The sequence below is a fragment of the Pontibacter sp. MBLB2868 genome (assembly GCF_051904785.1).
In the GTDB taxonomy this organism is placed as follows: Bacteria; Bacteroidota; Bacteroidia; order Cytophagales; family Hymenobacteraceae; genus Pontibacter.
This window is the reverse complement of sequence record NZ_CP196710.1, coordinates 1,711,138-1,731,388: the sequence shown is the minus strand read 5'-3', so window position 1 is coordinate 1,731,388 and position 20,251 is coordinate 1,711,138. Positions and strand designations below refer to the sequence as shown.

Below are 20,251 nucleotides of genomic sequence, written 5' to 3'. Positions count from 1 at the left end.
ACAACTAATCTACCGCTTCGCCGAACAGGGTCCCTACACTGCAGTCGTGTACAAACACGTTTACATAATCACCTTTTTTGTAATGCTTTTTGTCAAAGATGACAACTTTGTTCTGATCATTTCGGCCACTCAGCTGTGTGTCAGATTTCTTTGAAAAGTTTTCTACGAGCACACGATGCACCTTCCCGATATCCCGCTTATTTCGGGCCAGCGAGGTTTCACGCTGTTTCTGAATGATCTCATCCAGGCGACGTTTCTTTACTTCCAGTGGAATATCATCTTCAAATTTGCGGGCTGCCAGTGTTCCAGGGCGCTCAGAATAGAAGAACATATAAGAGTAGTCGTACTGCACATAATCCATCAGTGACAGGGTATCCTGGTGCTCTTCTTCAGTTTCAGTGCAGAAACCGGCGATCATGTCAGAAGAGATGCCGCAATCGTCGCCAAGTATGGCACGGATAGCATCTACACGGTTAAGGTACCATTCCCGGTCGTACGTGCGGTTCATCAACTCCAGTACCCTGGAGTTGCCACTTTGTGCAGGGAGATGTATATACTTACAGATGTTGTCATACTTCTTCATGGTATACAGCACCTCATCTGTGATGTCTTTAGGGTGAGACGTGGAGAAGCGAACCCGCAAATCAGGGGAAAGCAATGCCACTTTCTCCAGTAATTGCGCGAAATTCACATTTTCAGTGCCATCTTCAGAAGCCCATTTATAAGAGTCCACATTCTGGCCAAGTAATGTCACCTCTTTATAACCTTGTTCTACCAGCGTTTGGGCTTCACGAACAATAGAATGGGCATCACGGCTACGCTCACGGCCACGGGTAAAGGGTACCACACAAAATGAGCACATGTTATCACAGCCTCGCATAATCGAGATAAATGCGCTAACACCATTGCTGTTAAGGCGAATAGGGTTAATATCGGCATACGTTTCTTCTCTTGAGAGCAGTACGTTTACAGCTTTCTGTCCGCCATCCACTTCGCAGATCAGGTTTGGCAGATCGCGGTAGGCATCCGGGCCAACTACAAGATCCACTATTTTTTCTTCCTCCAGCAATGACTTTTTCAGACGCTCTGCCATACAGCCCAGCACACCGATCATCATGGATGGTTTTTTCTTCTTATAATAGTTTATCTGGCCTAACCTGTTACGAACTGTCTGTTCTGCTTTTTCACGAATGGAGCAAGTGTTCAAAAACACCAGGTCGGCTTGTGCTATGTCAGAGGTTGTGTCAAAGCCCTGCTCATGCATGATGGAAGACACAATTTCACTATCAGAAAAATTCATAGCGCATCCGTAACTTTCTATGTACAGTTTGCGCGATTTGCCTGTATGTGTTTCCTGGGTAATATGGGTATCACATGCCGCAGCTTGTTCAGGTGTGCGGTTGTCTATAAAATCTAAATCTACAATTGGATCCATACGAATACTTTTACAGCTGCAAATATACTATAATCTGATCAAAATAGTGACAGAATGACAGGAAATGAAGTGGAAAATTGAATGTTCGAGCAGAAGAACAGCTGAAATCAGAGTTGGTTTTAAATGGTTACAACTTTCATCCGGTTAACTAATTTTTTCAGCTACGTAGAGCTGTCCTAAGCTCCCGATAATTATTTATTTGCTTGTCATGCATGCATTCAATACTTGCAAAATTGCCTTTGCCTTTAGCAGGCATTCTGCATACTCCTGTTTCGGTTCTGAGTCGTAGGTGATGGCGCTGCCTACCATAAAAGAGAGATATTTTTGGCTGGCATTGTACTGTAGGCTACGAATCACAACATTAAAATCGCAGTCCTGGTTTTCTGTGATATAGCCAAAGGCGCCCGAATACAGCCCCCGTCGTGTATCCTCAAGTTCCTCAATTAGTTGCATAGCACTAATTTTGGGAGCTCCTGTCATGCTGCCCATCGGGAAAGTGCATTGCAAAGCATCCACAAGATCCTGATCGGGTTTTAAATTTCCTGTAATGGTAGATATCATCTGAGACACCTGCCGGAAACCATAAATCCCGAACATTTCCTCTACCTGCACAGTTCCGGTGGCGCATGCCCTGCTAAGATCATTTCGTACCAGGTCCACGATCATCATGTTCTCTGCAAGCTCCTTTTCATCGTGCCTCAACTGATCTTGAAGCGCTGCATCCTCTTCCGGTGTGGTACCACGCCGGATGGTTCCCTTGATTGGTTGTGAGATCAGTTTATCTCCGCTTTTCTTCAGGAATCGTTCCGGGGAAGCACAAAGCAGGTATTTGTCCTCCAATTTTAAAAAACCTGAGAACGGTGTAGGTGAGGCTTCATTTAGGGCAAGGTAAAGTGGGAGAGGACTGATTTCAACACTCTCTGCATAGAACTCTATACAGTAGTTTAATTCATATACATTTCCTTCCAGTATATGCTTCCTGATCTTCTCTACATTACCAATATATTGCTCTGGTGATACCCTCTGTTTTACCTTAAGCGTCGGCAGTTTCTCTGTTTCCGGTAATGGAGTAGCAAGAATTGCGTTAATAACTGATTGGGTAGTTGTGCCTGTAACAGTGATGTTTATGCTGCTGCTGTTAATGTATATATGTATCTCAGGGCGGAAGAAAGAGATCAGGGGGAACCCGATAGCATCCGAATTATGACTGCTCAGTTTTTCTACCTGATTTTTTAAGTCATAGGAGAGGTAACCACAAAGCAGCGAGTCTTGTTTCCTGATTTCATTTCTCAGGCTCTCAAAGCTTTCCTGCTGATTTAACGGCAAAGGTTTTCCGGCAGATACTGCCAGCAAATGTTGAAAGCCATGGTGTGGGTAAGGTATAGCGTTGTTTTGGTAGTAGGCAACCAGCGGGTATTGTGCAGCCCAGTTCAAGGCTTTTAATCTGAATTCATTTCCAGACACAGGAATCTTGCTCAGACAGATTTCGGAGGTATGCATCACTAGTAAGCTAATCTATAAGGCAGACAGGGCCAGTTTGGCCTTTGCATCTATGCTACTTTTGTATTCATGGTCCTGATAAGCCATCGCCTTTTTGAAGTATACTTTAGCGAGCTCTTTCTTATTCAATTCCTCGTAAATATAACCTAATTGCAATGCAGCATGCGGAGCAAAATACAAATCGGAATAACCGCATAGGTCGATGGCACTTTTATAAAATTTTATAGCGCTTAATTTATCTTCCATTCCGTGGTAAATACGCGCTTTCCGGTACATATATTCAGCCCGAATAGCCAGGGGGGAATTAGATGTAGTATCAACTTCATCCAGCGCTTTCAAGGCCTGCTGGTAGTAACCACCGTCGGAACGTAAGCGGGAGATCAGTAAATGCTTTTCAGGCTTTTCCTGCTTTTCTACAAACCGGGCCGCATACTTATCTTCTTCGATCACCTGAATGCCAGCCTCACTTATTTGCTTATAATACCATAATGCCTGCGGCTGATGATTGCTCAGATAATAAGCCAGGTAAAGCTTGTAGTTTGCAGCTTTTATGTAATGATCGCCTTTATGTTGTTTTAAGAAAGCCTGATTTTCACGGGCCGATTTCTCATACAAACCTTTGTACAAGTAAAGGTCTGCTGCCATGTGCCGGAGATAAGGAAAGGTAAGGTATTGGCTGTTCTGTGGCCTTTCAGTATAGTATTCCAATGCCTGGTCTGTGTGCTTCGTTTTTTTCAGGAGATGGATTGCAGCAAAGCGGTACAAAAGGTTATCAGGTTCCTGGTCTACTATTTTTTCAAGAATAGCTACTGCCTGGTCATCCTTACCCTGATCTGTTAGCTGAAGCGTTAGGGCATAAATTACCTTTGCCTCTTCCTGAAAAGGATTTGAATTAAAAGCTGCCGCTCTCAGGTTTGCCATTCCAACACGAACGCTGCCTTTCATCCCGATGATGTTCAGGAACCATTTGTATTTATCAGGCACCGAACCGATCAGGACCTGCAGAACGCCTAATGTTTTTTTATTGGGAATGAATTCAGGATACTTTTTTGCATTGGCATCGTATTGCAGATATGCCTGCCTGATATCCCAGGCAGCGGACAACTTATTGCCAAACAATAGTTTACTTAGACCAACCTGCATTCTTACTTCAGCTAAGGCATAATCGCGCCAAGCCGACCTTTCTGCTAACGCCCCGATTTTTGCTAACCTGTTTTCCTGTTGTGTGATTAACGCCTCATATACACTGGCGTCCTGCTGCACACAGAGTGTTAGGAAGTCACCATAATTGTTTACCAGCAATGCCGCTGCATTGGAAGGGGTAGAATTCAGCGCTTCTTTAGCATAGTAGTTACCTGAGGCGATCTTTAGTTTAAGGTACTCCTGATGGGCTTTTGAAATGGTTGAGGAATAGGATGACGTAGCTGCGCTGCTGTTGCTGTTACTAAGTATTAACAACAAGAGCATCAAAAAAAAAGGATGGGGTTGAGCCATCCTTTTTAATATTGAATAAAAGCGTATTTCGCTCAATTTGACGCGTTAATTAAAATACACGCTGCTCTACACCAGCCAGAATACGGCCACAGTGCTCGCAAACGATTACTTTCTTCTGTGCTGCAATATCAGCCTGGCGTTGTGGCGGAACAGTATTAAAGCAACCACCGCAAGCATCACGCTTAACTGTAACTACTGCTAAACCGTTTCTCACGTTCTTACGAATTCTAGAGTAAGCGCTTAACAGGCGGTCTTCGATGTTAGATGCCGCTGTAGCACGCTCATCTTCTAATTTCTTTTCTTCGTCTTCGCTCTCCGATACGATCTGATCAAGCTCGTGCTTCTTATTATCAAGGTCCTTACGGCGCTCATCCAAGCGGTGCTTTGTACCTTCAATTTCAGAGTTCTTCTGCTCGATCTGGTAGTGAGCCTCCTTTATTTTCTTCTCTGAGATCTGGATTTCAAGTTTCTGAAGTTCGATTTCTTTGGTGATGGCATCATACTCGCGGTTGTTGCGAACGTTTTGCTGCTGATCTTCATACTTGCGAATCAGGCCTTCGGCGTCTTTGATGGCTTGTTTGCGCTGCGCAATAGACTCATTTAATGCAGCAACCTCATCATCAAATTTACGAACCCTTACTTCATAGCCCTCAATTTCATCCTCCAGGTCCTGAACCTCTTCGGGTAGGTCACCCCTAACGCGTCTAATTTCATCAAGCTGCGAATCGATGCTTTGAAGCTTTAATAATGCTTCTAATTTGCTGGCTACAGTACTTTCCATGTATTAATAGGTGTATCTGATAGGGTTTGTGTTTACTTTTGATAAATAGACTGCAAAATTAGTAAACTTTTCGGAAATTGTATCATAAAAAATCTCCTTTGTGAATACTTCACTTTCATAGTGGCCAATATCAGTGAGCAGCAATTGACCTTCAGCATCAAAAAACTCATGGTATTTCACATCACCTGTAACAAATGCGTCTGCGCCTTGCCGTAGTGCATCCTTGATAAGAAAGCTTCCGGCGCCTCCACATACTGCTACTTTTCTGATGCTGTTCCTATCAGTGGTAGTGTGTCTTATGCATTCTGGGTGCATCTTATTCTTGAGGTGTTTAAGAAACTCCTGAACTGTGAGGTGCTCCGGTAAATTACCAATTACGCCAATGCCGATTTCCTGGTTCTGGTTCTCTAGTGTGTAAAGGTAGTGCGCTACTTCTTCGTAAGGGTGTGCTTTAACCAGGGCAGCCATTACCTTGTTTTTTAAATGGGCCGGGAAAATAAGTTCGATCCTGTTTTCTTCTACCTGTTCGGCTTTGCCAGGCTTACCTAAGGTTGGATTAGCCTTGTCGGAAGCAGTAAAACGCCCTGTTCCCTTTACCTGAAAACTGCAGTTGTTATATTCTCCAATGTTTCCGGCTCCTGCCTGATGTAGCGCCTTAAGCACATTGTCGGTATCAGGCACCGGAACAAAGGCCACCAGCTGCATAAGTGTTCGCGGCTTACCAACCAGCATTTTTTGATCCTGCAGCCCTAGTTTGTCTGCTATTTTGGTATTTACACCATGTAGTACACTATCAAGGTTCGTGTGCGAAGCGTAAATGGCGATGTTATGTTGTATCGCTTTTATGATCGTTCGCTCTACATATGTTTTTCCTGTTAGCGCTTTAAGCCCTTTAAAGATGACAGGGTGGTGGGCTACTATAAGGTTACATCCTTTTTCAATAGCCTCCTCCACAACTTCCTCGGTGCAGTCCAGGCTAACTAAAACACCTCTTACTTCTGCCTTTGGGTTTCCCGTTTGCAGGCCGGCATTATCATAACTTTCCTGATAGGATAAGGGGGCTAATTGCTCCAGTAGTTGCGTTACTTCCTGAATTGTAGTGATCATAGTTTCTACTAATTCTATTTCTTTGGCGTGCTGCTATAAAATTAGTCTTAATTTTGCTTTACCTAAAGCAATATGATAAAATATCTCAAATTACTGCTCTGGCCTTTCTCTCTGGCATATGCCGGTGTAACTGCCGTACGTAATTACATGTATGACCAGGGAATCAAACCTGGCAAAACGTTTGGTTTACCTGTAATTGCCGTTGGTAATCTTACAGTGGGAGGTACCGGTAAAACACCTCACGTAGAGTATTTGTTACGCCTTTTACATCGTTACAGAGTGGCTACGCTCAGCAGAGGGTACAAACGCAAGAGCAAGGGTTTTATACTTGCCGAGGGGCATACTACTGCTGAAGAGCTAGGAGATGAGCCTTTTCAATATCATGTCGATTTTCCTGGTGTTAGCGTGGCTGTTTCTGAAAAGCGGGTGCCAGGGATCGAGCAACTGCTGATCAATAGGCCTGAAATAGAAGTTGTGGTCCTGGACGATGCAATGCAGCACAGGGCCGTTCAACCTTCTCTGAACATTATGCTTACAGATTATGGCCGCCTTTTTTATAAGGACTTTGTTTTGCCTGCAGGCTTGCTCCGCGAATCAAGAGCGGGTGCTTCCCGTGCCGATATGGTTATTGTGAGCAAATGCCCGGATGATCTTACACCTGATGCGATGGCTGCCATAGCAAACAATATTCAGAAGTATGCCGGTTACGGCAAACGGATTTTCTTCTCCAGGATTAAATATGGAAGTGCTGTCGCTTTTGGATCAACGCAACACATTACAAAGAAAGTGGTGCTGCTGGCGGGTATTGCCAATCCTAAGCCACTGCACCAATACCTCCTGAAGCAAAACTATGAGGTACAGGAGGAGTTTATCTTTCCGGACCATCACGAGTATTCGGTACATGACCTGGCTAAAGTGAAAGATTTTGTTGATGCACATAAGTCTCAGGATATAACCATAATAACTACACGAAAAGATGCAGTGAAGCTAACCGAAGGTACACTGGAGTCACTAACCCTTACCATGCCGTTCTTCTACTTACCAATAGAAGTAGATTTTGTGAAAGATGGTGACCTGTTTGATGCTTTTATTTTAGAACATATTAAGAAGCGTTTAAGGCGTTAAATATCCTAAACTGCATGAATAAAGTATAGGTGCATGAGAAATGTGCATGTTGCGTTAAAATCATTAATTTTGAATGTGAAAAGTAAGTTAATAGCCTGTTTCCTCCTCGTTCTTTGCCTGTTCTCTGGTAAAGGAGCCTTTGCGCAGATCATTGATGATACTACCAAGGTCATTTATAGTCCACGTACTACTTTGCAGTTATATGAAAAGGATATACTGGAAGGTATCCTGCTGCGAAAGCGGGTGGATACTACTATAAATAACATGCATAATGAGCGGTATTGGTATAATGACACCACTTATTATCAGCATTTAGGCAATGTTGGCACAGCGGCCCAGCCACTATTATTCCGGATGCCTGAGAAGATAGGGGTGAGACTGGGCAAGAATGTGTTCGACCGCTATGCCTATAACCCTGACCACATAAATTACTTTGATACGCGTTCGCCCTATTCACATTTATTTTATGTACAAGGGCAACGTGGGGAGCAGGTTTTTGAAGGAACCTATGCGCGTAACATTAACGAGCGCTGGAATGCCGGTGTAGCTTACCAGATACTTTCAGCCAATAAGCAGATAGGGAGTTCTGACCGACGTGCGGGACTGGTGGACAACCAGGCAGTTAAGGCCTTCTCTCACTATGCCTCCAAAAACAAGCGCTATGACCTTTTCTTTAACTACACGTTTATGGCGCATGAGCAGATTGAGTTTGGAGGTATACGCCCTTTGCCTGGAGACACAAGAGATGATCTTTTTGACTATGAAACAGAGAGTGTTTACCTCGATCAGGCTGCCACAACTGAGAAAAGAAATAACCTGCACCTGACTAACATATTTAAATTAGCCGGCGAAAACCTGAAACTGTACCACACACTGGATTGGCACAAACAGGTAGATAAATACTCTGACGATAACCTTAGAAGGGAAGAGATCAATGGCGTTAACAGATTGGTGTTTTATCCGGCGGATACGGTCTTTACGTCTAAAAGGACTAGCGACGAGACAAGCTATAGCGAATTACAGAACCTGTTTGGGGTAACAGGTAATAGTAAGATATCTTTGTATAAAGCTTACCTAAAATATCGCCATGCAAACGTTGCCTATAGTGTGGTAGATTTTTTAGAGAATGACCCAACTAATAGTGAGATTCACCCTTCTGTAGACGCTAATTACAACCAGCTTTTTGTTGGTGGCCAGCTCAAGCTTTTTTATGAGAACAAGGCGGAGTTATTGGTCGAAGGTGAGTTCCAGGTTTCAACGGATTATCATGTGAAGGCTCATGGTAAAATTGCAGGATTACAGGTGTCGCAGGAACGCGTACTACGTTCTCCTTCATTGGTTGAGCAGTTTATGTTAAGTAACCACTTTGAGTGGGACAATGATAACTTCAATAATTCTGTTTTTGACAGAACAGAGGTTTCATATGAAGGCAAGCTTGGCGGTAGGCAGTATTTAAAGTTGTCCGGAAATTTTACCAACATCAAACGCTATATTTACTTCAATGAGGATGCGGTGCCGGAGCAGCTGGATAATTCACAACGTATTTTAGGTGCAACGATTGCGCATAACATCCATTTCGGACCTATACACTTTGATAATTTTGTTACTTACACCAATACGGATGAAGCAGACAAAGTAAGGGTGCCAGAGTGGCTGTTTGACTCAAAACTATACTTTGAGGGATTTCTGTTTAAAAAGGCGCTATTCGGACAATTTGGTGTACAAGCCTATATGCCAACGGGCTATTATGCTGATGCTTACATGCCTGTAACGCAGCAGTTTTATCTCCAGAATAATTTTGAACTCAGCACTTACCCTGTCATTGATGTGTTCCTGAATGCGGACATCAAAACCCTGAACGTATTCCTGAAAATGAGCCACGCAAATAATGAACTATGGGAGCCTGGCTACTTTGTTACCCCTGGTTACCCTGGCATGCGCCGTAGTTTCGTGTTTGGTATAAAATGGATGTTTTTTGATTAACATAGAAAAAAAGAGGTAAGCTTAATTTAAGCTAATCACTGCATTGCTTTCATATTACATTACCTATCACTAAGTTTTTTAATTACCTATGTCAACTCAGCCTACTAAAACTATACTTCGACTAGAACTGCCTACTGATCCGCGCTGGGTTAATATTGCTGAAAAAAATATAGAGGAAATATTAGTAGACCATGCGTATTGTGAGCAAAAAGCGGCTACTTCTGCTATTTCCCTGATCGTAAAATATCCTGACAAAACGCGTCTTGTAGAGGAGATGACGGACCTGGTAGCTGAAGAATGGAGCCATTTTGAGCGAGTTCTGGAGCAGCTCAAAAAACGTGGATTTGGCTTAGGCCGAAACAGGCCTGATGAATACGTGGTAGAACTCGTAAAGCACATCAGAAAAGGAGGGAAGCGTGAACGTCAGCTTATGGATCACCTTTTGATAAATGCCTTGATAGAAGCGCGCAGCTGCGAACGGTTCAAGCTCCTCTGGAAAAATATAGGGGATGAGGAACTGCAAAAATTTTATTACGAGCTCATGGTATCGGAGGCAGGCCACTATGTTAGCTTCGTAAAATTGGCTAAAGAATACATGCCCGCTGACGAAGTAGATGCAAGGCTCAAGGAACTACTAAAAATAGAAGCAGCTATTATCCGTGATCTGGAGCCCCGGCACGACAGGATGCACTAACATCATGTCTTTTGCTTTTTCTTTTTAGCAGCCGGAAAGAGGATGTTGTTTAAGATCAGCCTATAGCCCGGTGAATTTGGATGTAGCGCCAGGTCCGTCGGATCTTCACCTACCAGGTGCTGGTAATCCTCGGGGTCGTGCCCTCCATAAAATGTCCAGGTGCCTTTGGCGTAGGTTCCGTGCATGTATCTTATCTCACCTAATTCTTTATTTTCCCCCATTACAACTACTTCCGGTTTTACAAGCCTTTTTCTGAAAGCAGTTGTTTGCCCCATAAACCCCTTTATTGTCTTTGCATGGTTTTGGGTAAGCATGGTCGGGATAGGGTCCCATTTGGCTGAGAAGGTAAATAGCTGGAAGTAGTCATTGGCCTCATTAACCGGCCTTTCCTGTGGCTGCATGTCAATATTGGAGTACTCATACTCCATAGGGTTTCGGGAGATCTTAAAGTCTTGAAAAGCAAATGTTTTACTATAATCAAGTTTGCTTTGTGCATCCGGGTCAGCCGCATCTCCATCAAACATAGCTTCTACAATATCTACTCCATCTGCGGCAAGGGCAATATCATAGGTGTCGGTGGCTGAGCACATCGCAAAAAGAAAACCTCCTCCGGCACAAAAATCTTTGATTTTCTTAACCACTGCCAGTTTCAGCTGCGAGACTTTATTAAAACCCAGTTCTGTAGCAGACTCTTCCGCCTCACGCTGTTGCTCCTGGTACCACGGGTAGTGTCTGTAACTGGCGTAAAATTTCCCGTACTGTCCTGTAAAATCTTCATGATGCAGGTGCAGCCAATCATACTTCGGAAGTTCTCCCTGAACGATCTCTTTATCGTAAATAATATCGTAGGGAATCTCAGCATATGTTAAAACCAATGTTACGGCATCGTCCCAGGGCATTTTTGTTTTAGGTGAATACACGGCTATTTTAGGAACTTTCTCCAGTTTCATGATATCCATGTTAGCCTCTGGGCTGCTTATTTCGGTAAGTATACTGTTGTACTGCGAATCAGAAATGACACTATAGCTAACGCCGCGTACAACAAGTTCATTTTCCAGTTGTGTTGCATACTTAAAGGCAAAGCTGCCGCCCCTGTAGTTCAGGAGCCAGTCTACGGGCACTTGCTTTTCTAATACCCAATAAGCAATGCCGTATGACTTCAGGTGGTCCTTTTGCGCCTCATCCATCGGTACTAGTATAGTACTCGCAAAGGAGGTGAAGGAGAGCAATATAAAACTCAGAAATAGAAGGCTGGTGCGGAAAAACATTTGTTTCGTCTTCAAATTGTTATCAAATGTATAAATTTGGTTCTTTTTAACGAAAATGAGCTTACATTTATAGTCTAACGAAAAACTGGCAGAAAGCGCACAAATTCTTTATTATATAGATGAACTTGCTCGAAAATATACGTGAAAGCTTCAGGGCGATTAAAAGCAATTTGCTCAGAACTATCCTGACAGGTCTGATAATTTCTATTGGCATCATGTCTTTAGTAGGTATACTTACCGCTGTAGACAGTATGAAATATTCCCTGACACAGACTTTTTCAAGCCTGGGAGCCAATGCCTTTGATATACGCAGGAAAGGGTTCAACAATCGTGGAAGCCAGCAGGGGCGTGTTGAGAAGGTCTACCCGGAGATAACGTATGAGCAGGCTTCGGAATACAAGGAAAGGATGTCAGATAATGCTGTCGTGAGTTTATCTGCTTATATCTCTGGAGCAACAGTAGTAAAAAGCACAACTGATAAAACTAACCCCAACATAAATATTGTGGGGGGAGATGAGAACTATCTTCAGACACAAAGCCTAAACCTGGCTCAAGGGCGAGGCTTCTCCAGTTATGAGCATGAGTTTGGGTCAAACGTTGCGATTATTGGAGATGAGATCAAATCTACCCTTTTCAAAGACAGGCAAGCAATTGGAGAATACGTCACGTTTTTAGGACGCAGGTTTAAGATAGTTGGTTTACTCGAAGCTAAAGGAAGTAGTATGGGAGGCAGTGGGGACCGAAGAATAATTATCCCACTTGAGACCGGAAGGCAAATTCCGCGTCAAGGAGGCTCCCAACTCAACTACGACATCAAAACCGCCATACCTAAACCCGAGGAGTTAAACTATGTGATGGGGGAGGCAACAGGTGTGATGCGGAATGTGCGCCAGGATGCATTGGGTCTGGAAGACTCGTTTGAGATACGACGCAGTGATTCTGCTATTCAGAAACTAGATGAAATATCCGGCTATCTTAAAGTAGGTGGTTTTGTAATAGGCTTTATTACATTATTGGGTGCCTCTGTTGGCTTGATGAACATAATGATGGTGTCAGTAAATGAGCGGACCAGAGAAATCGGGGTTCGTAAGGCCTTGGGGGCCACAGCCGTTCAAATTCGTCAGCAGTTCCTGATCGAGGCAATCGTTATCTGTATAATGGGTGGCTTTGTAGGTATAATGTTGGGCATTATGATGGGTAATGGAATTGCAGCCCTGATTGGAGAAGGTGGCTTTATCGTTCCCTGGCTTTGGGTGATCGTGGGACTGACAATTTGCGTAGTTGTTGGTGTTATCTCAGGTTACTATCCAGCTTTTAAAGCTTCAAAGCTAGATCCGATAGAATCTTTAAGGTATGAATAATCTATAACCATATCACATGAAAAAGGCCCGGCATAATGCCGGGCCTTTTTCATGTGATATGGTCTAGAACTACTTTTTAGTAGCAGTAGTATCCTCTTTCTTAGTTCCGGCTTTTTCAGCTTCGTACTCTTTATTAAGGCCGGCTACAACTTCTTTCGTTATATCCCTGGACTCATCGCTATAAAGAATAGCGCTGTTTCCGCGCTGGTAGGTAAGTACCATATCGTAGCCCATCTCACTGCTCATCTTTTTAAGATAAGCCTCTACCTGGTCGTATATCTTCTTCATCTCATCAGATTCCTCAGATACCAGTTCATTGCCGGAGCTCTGCTGTAGAGACTGAAGTTGTTGCTGCTTCTGAGCAAGGCGTTGCTCTGTTGATGCACGTTGCTCATTTGTCATGCCTTGTGCTGAACGCTGGTATCGTTCTACTTCCTTCTGGAATGCCTCAGCTTGTGAGCGAAGGTCTTTCTCTTTGGTAGCAGCTTTGCCCTGCAGCCTCTCACGAACATCCTTAAAATACTCGTAGTTAGCCAGTAGCGAGTCCGAGTTTACAAAAACGATGTCAGGGTAACCTGCCTCTTTTGCAGCAACACCATCGGTGGTTTTTACAGCCGCAGTATTGTCTGCTTTATCGCAAGCAGCTAAAGTAGCAGTAGCCACTGCAAGGCCCAAGGTCAATTTTATTAGTTTCACAGTAAGTTTATTTGGTTTACTAGTTAAGTTTTACAGCTTTAAATATAGCTTAATTTTACTGATGCCTAAAATATTTAATGCTTCAGTATTTCCTGGAAAGTTTCTTCTGCCTCCATTAAGCCATTGGCATTAAGGTTTGTCAGTCGTACATGCTTGGTTTCATTTACCAGAACTGGATCGTATTTTGCAGCCACACGCACATAGTTTTCAGTCCAGCCTTCCATTATGCCATCCTTTACATCATCTTCAAACAGTACCGTAAATTCTCTGCCAATATTTTGCTCATAGAAATGCCGCTTTTTCTTTTCAGATAGTATGCGCAGCATATCAGCACGCCTGTTGCGGTCCTTTATACTTACTTTACCCGGCATATCTGGGGCCAGCGTATTTTCACGCTCAGAGTATGGGAACACATGCAGGTAACTGACATCCATTTCATTTATAAAATCATAGGTCTCCAGAAAGTCTTCTTCTGTTTCACCCGGAAAGCCTACGATCACATCTACTCCGATACAGCAATGGGGCATCAACGCCTTGATCTTTGCAACCCTGTCAGCGTATAATTCCCGCTGGTAACGGCGGCGCATCAGCTTCAGTATCTTGTTAGACCCTGACTGCAACGGTACATGGAAGTGCGGCATAAAGCGTTTGCTGGTGGATACAAACGTTATGATCTCATCTTTCAAAAGGTTTGGCTCAATGGAGGATATCCTGAAACGTTCTATGTCCTCAACTTTATCCAGTTCCTGTACCAGGTCAAAAAAGGTGGTAACCCGTGTGCCGTCCTGTATACCAAAGTCACCGGTATTTACACCAGTCAGCACAATTTCCTTCACACCGGAAGCCGCGATCTCATGGGCGGACTTCACTACGTTTTCTATGCTATCTGAGCGGCTGTTGCCACGTGCTAACGGTATCGTGCAAAAGGAGCAGGAATAGTCGCAGCCATCCTGAACTTTTAAAAATGTCCTGGTTCTGTCGCCGAATGAGTATGAATTATGGAAAGTATTAGCCTCTGAAATAGGGCTGGCATATATTTCTGCCTTATCCTTTTTCTCAAAGCCTTCCAGAATATCAACTAACTGAAATTTCTCTGCCGCTCCCAGAACAGCATCAACTCCAGGGATTTCAGAAATCTCTTTTGGTTTAAGCTGTGCGTAGCAACCAACTATGGTTATAAAAGCATTCGGAGAGTGCTTTTGAGCTTCTTTAACTATTTTACGGCATTTTTTGTCCGCATTATCAGTTACAGAGCAGGTATTGATAACGTATATATCGGGCGTATCAGTAAACTCAACCTTCTCAAAACCACGCTCCTGGAATATTCTTCCTATTGTGCTTGTTTCGGAATAGTTAAGCTTACAGCCGAGGGTATAAAATGCTACTTTTTTCATATTCAGGGGGCAAAGGTACAAATTTTAAGCCTTTTTTCTTTAATCAGGAGTATGAAAGTTGTTGTACTAAGTTGTTAAGCTTTAATTGATTATGCTGCTATGTATGGCAGAGCTCTGAGAAAGCTGTGGAATATAGGCCGGTTTGGTAGATGAAAAGTGCCATCCTCCGAATTTTATTTTTTCACAAAATCGCCAAATGAATACTGCATATAGGCTTTCCCAATTTGTACCTGCTCATCAGAAACTGCCTCATCGCGGCTTATGATTTTGTCAGCTACATTATCATAGGTTACTACTCCTTGTGGCGTTACTAACCCAAAACCATCGTTAAATACATAAAAAGCGAAAGGATTGTCCGGCGCACTTAGCAGGTCCCTTCCCCATGCGAAATCAGAATGAGGCAGCTTCAAAGCTTCTAATAGTGTTGTGGCGATGTCTGTCTGTGCACCAACAGTGGTTATGGCAATTCCTTTTTGCTTCACAGCACCACCTGTTAAGATAAAAGGAATGTGAAACTTAGAAGGAGCGTGGTTAGGATCGTATCCAGGAAGGGGATGCCCATGGTCAGCCACCAACACAACCAGTGTATTCTTCCACCAGGCTTCTTTTTTTGCTTGTTCTATAAATCTCCCCAGCGCCCAATCAGTATAATAAACACTGTTACGGAACAAGGCTTCATTATCGGAACCAGGGTATTTTGGAGTGATCGGAATTTCAAATGGTTCGTGGCTGCTTAAGGTATAAACTGTGGTAAAGAACGGTTTCTTTTCCTGCTTTAAGTCCTGTAGTACCCTATCAAACAAAACATGGTCATGCGCCCCCCACTTTGAATTGTAGGTCGAGGGGTCAAAGTCATACTTATCTATTAGTTTGTCGTAGCCACCATTCAGTAAAAAGGATTTGATATTGGCAAATTCAAGTTCTCCACCATAATAATAACTGGTGCTGTAGCCTTGTTTTTCAAACACCTTGCTAAGCTGAGGGAGTTTTTCTGTTTTTTTAGGCGTTTTGATGATAGAAGTGATCGTCTGGACCGGGTAGCCGCTCAGCAAAGCCACCATGCCTTTCTCGCTGCGGTCACCGCTGGCATACATATTTGTAAAGTTGATGCCTTGCGCCGCCAGACTATCAAGGTGTGGGGTAACACCTGTTTCACCACCCAAGCTACCTACAAATTTAGCTGTATAGCTCTCTAAAATGATGAAGAGTACATTTGGTCGCTGGGTATTAAGAATATCTAAAGTATCTGACGGAGAGTTCTTATACAGTGACTTTACAATACCTTCTGCCTTGTGCTCGTCCATGTAGTGGTAAGGGTTGCTGCTTGTTTTATTATACTTTAGCAAGGCATGCATTAAGTTCCAGGGCATGTTCAGTCCGGCATGGTTCGCATAGGGTTTCTCTGAAAAGTAGACTACACTTTGATTTATGGGGATCTGTTGCCAGCCTCCACGCAGGGGCAGTACCAGCAGGGCCAGATAAACTAAGGATAAACTGCCTAGAAGTAATTTCCTGTGTGCAAACTTAAAATGCCTGATATCGAAAGCTCTTAAATATAAGAGGATAAATGATGCGCTTAGCACAAAGGTTATCAGCGAAAGCAGGAAAACAGGCGCTGTAGCTGCCGTTGCCACCATCTCACCGGGCGTATTCAGGTATTGAAGCGGAGTAGTGTCTAACCTGAAGCCCCAGAATGTGTATAGTTCCAGGTCAGCTGAAAGTAGTATTGAAATAAGTACTAACAGTAGGAATGTATAAATTCTGATAGCTCCAATCACAGGAAGTCGTGACCAGATAGCAGAAATTAAGGCAAGTATAAAAGGGAATGCGCAGATATAGGCAGAAAACGAAAGATCTAATCGTAGGCCATAAAGAAAAGTATAAGCCACATCAGCAGAAGTTAACTGCTCTGTTTTATCCAGGTGGTAGATAAGGAAAATGGCTCTGGCTACAATAAAAAAAAGTACCCAGTAGATAAAGTATAAGGGCTGGAAGTATATTCTTCGTTTCACGGTGCAAATATAAGGCATATCGCCAGCCTATGTTAACGTTCTGGGGGGAAAGATAAATCAAAGTGTTACCCTGCTTTATTTGAGGGGTGTAAACATGTTTATTATGTTAAAATATTAAAAAGGGTATATGTTAGATGGGGGTGTTTAATGAGATTTAGTGTAAAAATTGAATTACCCCCTTTAAAATTAACACCTGTTTTGATTGGATGTTATTTTTTATCTCTATATTTGGCAGTATAAATAACCCAATCCTTTATACCCATGGCAATACTTCGTTTTAAAGCGCTTGAACTGGTTAGTCAGCGTAAACCTAAAGAGGTCGTTTTACCTGCACCTAAAATCTCTGATTACTTTGGCGAAAACGTATTCGGACAGGAAGCCGTTCGTGCCACAATGTCGTCTGACAATTTCAAGAGATTGCGTCAGGTTACAGAATCAGGAGATAAGGTTGATCGTAATTTAGCTGACGCTGTTGCTGCTGCCATGAAAACTTGGGCGATCAGCAAAGGTGCCACGCACTATACGCACTGGTTTCAGCCATTGACTGGTGCTACGGCAGAGAAACATGACTCTTTCTTCGATCTTACTTCTGAGGGTGAGGCAATAGAAAGCTTTAAAGGCAGCGCACTTGTTCAGCAGGAGCCGGATGCATCTTCTTTTCCTAGTGGGGGTATCCGTAATACATTCGAGGCACGTGGTTACAGCGCCTGGGATCCGTCTTCTCCTGCTTTCCTGATCGAGAACGCCGGTACAAAAACACTTTGTATCCCAACCATTTTCGTTTCTTACACAGGTGAAGCCCTGGATTATAAAACACCACTTTTAAAGTCGCTTAAACTTCTGAACGATGCTGCAGTACCTGTGTGCCAGTATTTTGATAAAGATGTTAACAAAGTAAATACAACATTAGGTATTGAGCAGGAATACTTCCTGGTTGATCGTGCGTTGTATGAAGCGCGTCCGGACCTGGTTATGACTGGTCGTACCCTTTTTGGGCATGCACCCGCCAAAGGGCAGCAGTTGGAAGATCATTACTTCGGTAGCATTCCAAGCCGTGTACACGCTTATATGGTGGACTTCGAGAAGACAGCCCTGCGCCTTGGTATTCCGCTTCGTACACGCCATAACGAAGTGGCTCCAAATCAGTTTGAGTGTGCTCCAACCTTCGAGGATGCTAACCTGGCCGTGGATCACAACCAGTTGCTGATGGATATAATGGATCGTGTAGCTGAACGCCATAACTTTAAAGTGTTACTTCATGAGAAGCCTTTTAAAGGTGTAAATGGCAGTGGTAAGCATAACAACTGGGCTATGAGCACGAATACCGGCATCAACCTGCTTGGTCCGGGCAAAAAGCCAAAGGAGAACCTGCAGTTCCTTACTTTCTTTATAAACACGATCAAAGCGGTACATAAGTACGATGACCTGCTGCGTGCGTCAATCGCTTCAGCAAGCAACGATCATCGCTTAGGGGCCAATGAAGCGCCTCCTGCCATCATGTCTGTTTTCATTGGCCAGCAATTAACTGCTGTGCTGGATGAGTTTGAGCGTACTTCTAAAGTACCTATCGAAAAAGGCGACAACATGTACCTGAAGCTGGGCATTGACAGGATTCCGGAAGTATTGCGCGACAATACAGACCGTAACCGTACATCGCCATTTGCTTTTACTGGTAATAAATTCGAGTTCAGAGCCGTAGGTTCATCAGCTAACTCATCTTCCCCGATGACTGTGCTGAATACGATCGTAGCTAACCAGCTCATTGAGTTCCGCAAATCTGTTGACGAACTTATTGAGAAAGAGGACATGAAGAAGGAGCTTGCTATCATCCAGGTGCTTCGCGAATATGTTGCTGAGTCAAAAGCTATTCGTTTTGAAGGAAATGGCTATTCGAAAGAGTGGGAAGAGGAAGCGGCCAAGCGTGGACTTTCTAACGTTAAATCAACTCCGCTTGCACTGGATGTGTATGAGCGCGAAGAGATCATTGACCTGTTCTCGAAGTATGACATTCTTTCTTCTGTTGAACTAAAGGCACGTCACGAGATTTTACTGGAAGATTATATCAAGAAGATCCAGATCGAGTCACGCATCATGGGCGACCTTGCCGTGAATCACGTAATTCCGACGGCCATTGCTTATCAGAATAAGTTGATCCTGAATATCCGTGGTTTAAAAGACCTGGGTCTGGAAGATGAGTACACCCAGACCACACTGGATGCCATCAAGAAAATGTCGCGTCACATTACTACCATTCAGAAGAATGTAGATGAGATGATCGAAGCGCGTAAAGTTGCTAACAAGATTGATGACGTTCGTGAGAGAGCCATCATGTATCGCGACAAGATTGTAGAATATTTTGAGACAATCCGCTACAGTGTTGATAAGCTTGAACTTATGGTTGACGATGAAGATTGGCCACTGATCAAATACCGTGAGTTAATGTTCAGACGCTAACATCTAACTTTACTAGCAATAAAAAGAGGCACCTGATCCGGGTGCCTCTTTTTGTTTTAAGTGAAGGCTTTACATTGGCGTATCACAGCCAACTTAGTTTAGCGGGAGGAGAATGGGAGTGGTTTAAATAAGGTTTAATATTATCATTATATAGTGATAAAACTTAATAGTCTCCACCCGTATACAGGCACACCAAACCTTTAGAAACTAAAGAAATGTGCCGTGATTCCAATCAAGATCCATACACAACCAGATGACTCTACGTGTGGCCCTACAAGCCTGCACGCGGTGTATCGCTACTTCAAAGATCCAATTCCGCTAAGCGAAGTGATAAAAGAGGTACCGTACCTGGATGAGGGCGGAACCCTGGAGGTATTGCTGGCATGCCATGCACTAAAGCGGGGGTACCGTGCCAGGATATATACTTATAACCTGCATATATTCGACCCGACCTGGTTTAAGCTAAGCAATGATGAAATAATTGAGAAGCTGCAAAAGCAGATGTTAATAAAAAAGGGCAGCAAATTACAGAGAGCGTCCCTGGCCTACATTGATTTTCTGAAACTGGGAGGGGAATTGAGATGTAAAGACTTAACGAAAGGCTTGCTTAGTGAATATTTCGAACAAGGAATTCCGTTGCTTACCGGCCTGAGTGCCACCTACCTTTACCAGAGTGCCCGGGAATATGGGGACGAGGAAGGAAATTCTCTTTACGATGATGTTCAAGGATACCCGATGGGTCATTTTGTAGTTCTATGCGGCTTTGGTGAAGACCCCAAGGCTATTGTAGTAGCTGACCCGTATCAGGAGAACCCATACTTCAAAGACAATTACTACGAAGTAAAAGCATCTCACCTTATAAATTCAATCATGTTGGGTATGGCCACTTTTGATGCCAATTTACTGGCTATCAAGCCAGCCCCCAAAGAACCTGTTCAGGATTAAAA

General features: G+C 43.4%; 15 protein-coding genes. 6 read left to right on the top strand and 9 right to left on the bottom strand.

Translation table 11 applies throughout. The annotated features are described in order from the left end of the window. Positions 1-4: 4 nt before the first annotated feature. The 5 genes from miaB to ACSX1A_RS07390 form a co-directional block, all read right to left on the bottom strand. Positions 5-1,435, bottom strand: coding sequence for a tRNA (N6-isopentenyl adenosine(37)-C2)-methylthiotransferase MiaB (gene miaB, locus ACSX1A_RS07410; RefSeq protein ID WP_439882985.1), 1,431 nt, complete (start codon positions 1,433-1,435; stop codon positions 5-7). A 195-nt stretch (positions 1,436-1,630) separates the two neighbouring features. After that, entirely contained in the window at positions 1,631-2,935 is a 1,305-nt protein-coding gene (locus ACSX1A_RS07405) for an anthranilate synthase component I family protein (protein WP_439882984.1), read from the bottom strand. A 15-nt stretch (positions 2,936-2,950) separates the two neighbouring features. After that, positions 2,951-4,429 (bottom strand): tetratricopeptide repeat protein, encoded by a 1,479-nt coding sequence (locus tag ACSX1A_RS07400; protein ID WP_439882983.1) that lies wholly within the window; start codon positions 4,427-4,429, stop codon positions 2,951-2,953. A gap of 49 nt (positions 4,430-4,478) precedes the next feature. Beyond that, positions 4,479-5,210: a zinc ribbon domain-containing protein gene (locus ACSX1A_RS07395; protein ID WP_439882982.1), complete on the bottom strand. Its 732-nt coding sequence runs from the start codon at positions 5,208-5,210 to the stop codon at positions 4,479-4,481. 3 nt (positions 5,211-5,213) lie between these two features. Continuing rightward, positions 5,214-6,317, bottom strand: coding sequence for a Nif3-like dinuclear metal center hexameric protein (locus ACSX1A_RS07390; RefSeq protein WP_439882981.1), 1,104 nt, complete (start codon positions 6,315-6,317; stop codon positions 5,214-5,216). Positions 6,318-6,389: 72 nt separating this feature from the next. On the opposite strand from ACSX1A_RS07390, the gene lpxK reads away from it, so the two are divergent. The 3 genes from lpxK to ACSX1A_RS07375 all read left to right on the top strand — a co-directional run bounded on the left by lpxK (position 6,390) and on the right by ACSX1A_RS07375 (position 10,119). Beyond that, positions 6,390-7,442, top strand: coding sequence for a tetraacyldisaccharide 4'-kinase (lpxK, locus tag ACSX1A_RS07385; RefSeq protein WP_439882980.1), 1,053 nt, complete (start codon positions 6,390-6,392; stop codon positions 7,440-7,442). Positions 7,443-7,517: 75 nt separating this feature from the next. Next, positions 7,518-9,425: a putative porin gene (locus tag ACSX1A_RS07380; protein ID WP_439882979.1), complete on the top strand. Its 1,908-nt coding sequence runs from the start codon at positions 7,518-7,520 to the stop codon at positions 9,423-9,425. Positions 9,426-9,513: 88 nt separating this feature from the next. Beyond that, a complete protein-coding gene (locus ACSX1A_RS07375; protein WP_439882978.1) occupies positions 9,514-10,119 on the top strand; it encodes a tRNA-(ms[2]io[6]A)-hydroxylase in 606 nt (201 codons plus the stop codon). Between the two features lie 2 nt (positions 10,120-10,121). Here ACSX1A_RS07375 and ACSX1A_RS07370 read toward each other — a convergent pair whose 3' ends face one another. Then, entirely contained in the window at positions 10,122-11,387 is a 1,266-nt protein-coding gene (locus tag ACSX1A_RS07370; RefSeq protein ID WP_439883542.1) for an asparagine synthetase B, read from the bottom strand. A 119-nt stretch (positions 11,388-11,506) separates the two neighbouring features. Here ACSX1A_RS07370 and ACSX1A_RS07365 point away from each other — a divergent pair, with 119 nt between their 5' ends. Then, positions 11,507-12,748: an ABC transporter permease gene (locus ACSX1A_RS07365; protein ID WP_439882977.1), complete on the top strand. Its 1,242-nt coding sequence runs from the start codon at positions 11,507-11,509 to the stop codon at positions 12,746-12,748. A 69-nt stretch (positions 12,749-12,817) separates the two neighbouring features. Here the strand turns inward: ACSX1A_RS07365 and ACSX1A_RS07360 are convergent, their stop codons facing one another. The 3 genes from ACSX1A_RS07360 to ACSX1A_RS07350 form a co-directional block, all read right to left on the bottom strand. Then, positions 12,818-13,444 carry an OmpH family outer membrane protein gene (locus ACSX1A_RS07360; RefSeq protein ID WP_439882976.1) on the bottom strand — a complete coding sequence of 209 codons (627 nt, stop codon included), beginning with the start codon at positions 13,442-13,444 and terminating at the stop codon, positions 12,818-12,820. Between the two features lie 74 nt (positions 13,445-13,518). After that, positions 13,519-14,838, bottom strand: a complete 1,320-nt coding sequence (gene mtaB, locus ACSX1A_RS07355) for a tRNA (N(6)-L-threonylcarbamoyladenosine(37)-C(2))-methylthiotransferase MtaB (protein ID WP_439882975.1) — start codon at positions 14,836-14,838, stop codon at positions 13,519-13,521. 173 nt (positions 14,839-15,011) lie between these two features. Next, positions 15,012-16,850 (bottom strand): LTA synthase family protein, encoded by a 1,839-nt coding sequence (locus ACSX1A_RS07350; protein ID WP_439882974.1) that lies wholly within the window; start codon positions 16,848-16,850, stop codon positions 15,012-15,014. Between the two features lie 261 nt (positions 16,851-17,111). On the opposite strand from ACSX1A_RS07350, the gene ACSX1A_RS07345 reads away from it, so the two are divergent. Together ACSX1A_RS07345 and ACSX1A_RS07340 are read left to right on the top strand one after the other, a co-directional pair. Further along, positions 17,112-19,304 carry a glutamine synthetase III family protein gene (locus tag ACSX1A_RS07345; protein WP_439882973.1) on the top strand — a complete coding sequence of 731 codons (2,193 nt, stop codon included), beginning with the start codon at positions 17,112-17,114 and terminating at the stop codon, positions 19,302-19,304. Positions 19,305-19,526: 222 nt separating this feature from the next. Next, on the top strand, positions 19,527-20,249 hold the full coding sequence (locus tag ACSX1A_RS07340) for a peptidase-C39 like family protein (RefSeq protein WP_439882972.1): 723 nt from the start codon (positions 19,527-19,529) through the stop codon (positions 20,247-20,249). Positions 20,250-20,251: the final 2 nt, after the last annotated feature.

Bases quoted from the DNA above. Each gene is read 5' to 3' on its own strand.
- miaB (WP_439882985.1), bottom strand. From the start codon at position 1,435: ATGGATCCAATTGTAGATTTAGATTTTATAGACAACCGCACACCTGAA.
- ACSX1A_RS07405 (WP_439882984.1), bottom strand. From the start codon at position 2,935: ATGCATACCTCCGAAATCTGTCTGAGCAAGATTCCTGTGTCTGGAAAT.
- ACSX1A_RS07400 (WP_439882983.1), bottom strand. From the start codon at position 4,429: ATGGCTCAACCCCATCCTTTTTTTTTGATGCTCTTGTTGTTAATACTT.
- ACSX1A_RS07395 (WP_439882982.1), bottom strand. From the start codon at position 5,210: ATGGAAAGTACTGTAGCCAGCAAATTAGAAGCATTATTAAAGCTTCAA.
- ACSX1A_RS07390 (WP_439882981.1), bottom strand. From the start codon at position 6,317: ATGATCACTACAATTCAGGAAGTAACGCAACTACTGGAGCAATTAGCC.
- lpxK (WP_439882980.1), top strand. From the start codon at position 6,390: ATGATAAAATATCTCAAATTACTGCTCTGGCCTTTCTCTCTGGCATAT.
- ACSX1A_RS07375 (WP_439882978.1), top strand. From the start codon at position 9,514: ATGTCAACTCAGCCTACTAAAACTATACTTCGACTAGAACTGCCTACT.
- ACSX1A_RS07370 (WP_439883542.1), bottom strand. From the start codon at position 11,387: ATGTTTTTCCGCACCAGCCTTCTATTTCTGAGTTTTATATTGCTCTCC.
- ACSX1A_RS07365 (WP_439882977.1), top strand. From the start codon at position 11,507: ATGAACTTGCTCGAAAATATACGTGAAAGCTTCAGGGCGATTAAAAGC.
- mtaB (WP_439882975.1), bottom strand. From the start codon at position 14,838: ATGAAAAAAGTAGCATTTTATACCCTCGGCTGTAAGCTTAACTATTCC.
- ACSX1A_RS07345 (WP_439882973.1), top strand. From the start codon at position 17,112: ATGGCAATACTTCGTTTTAAAGCGCTTGAACTGGTTAGTCAGCGTAAA.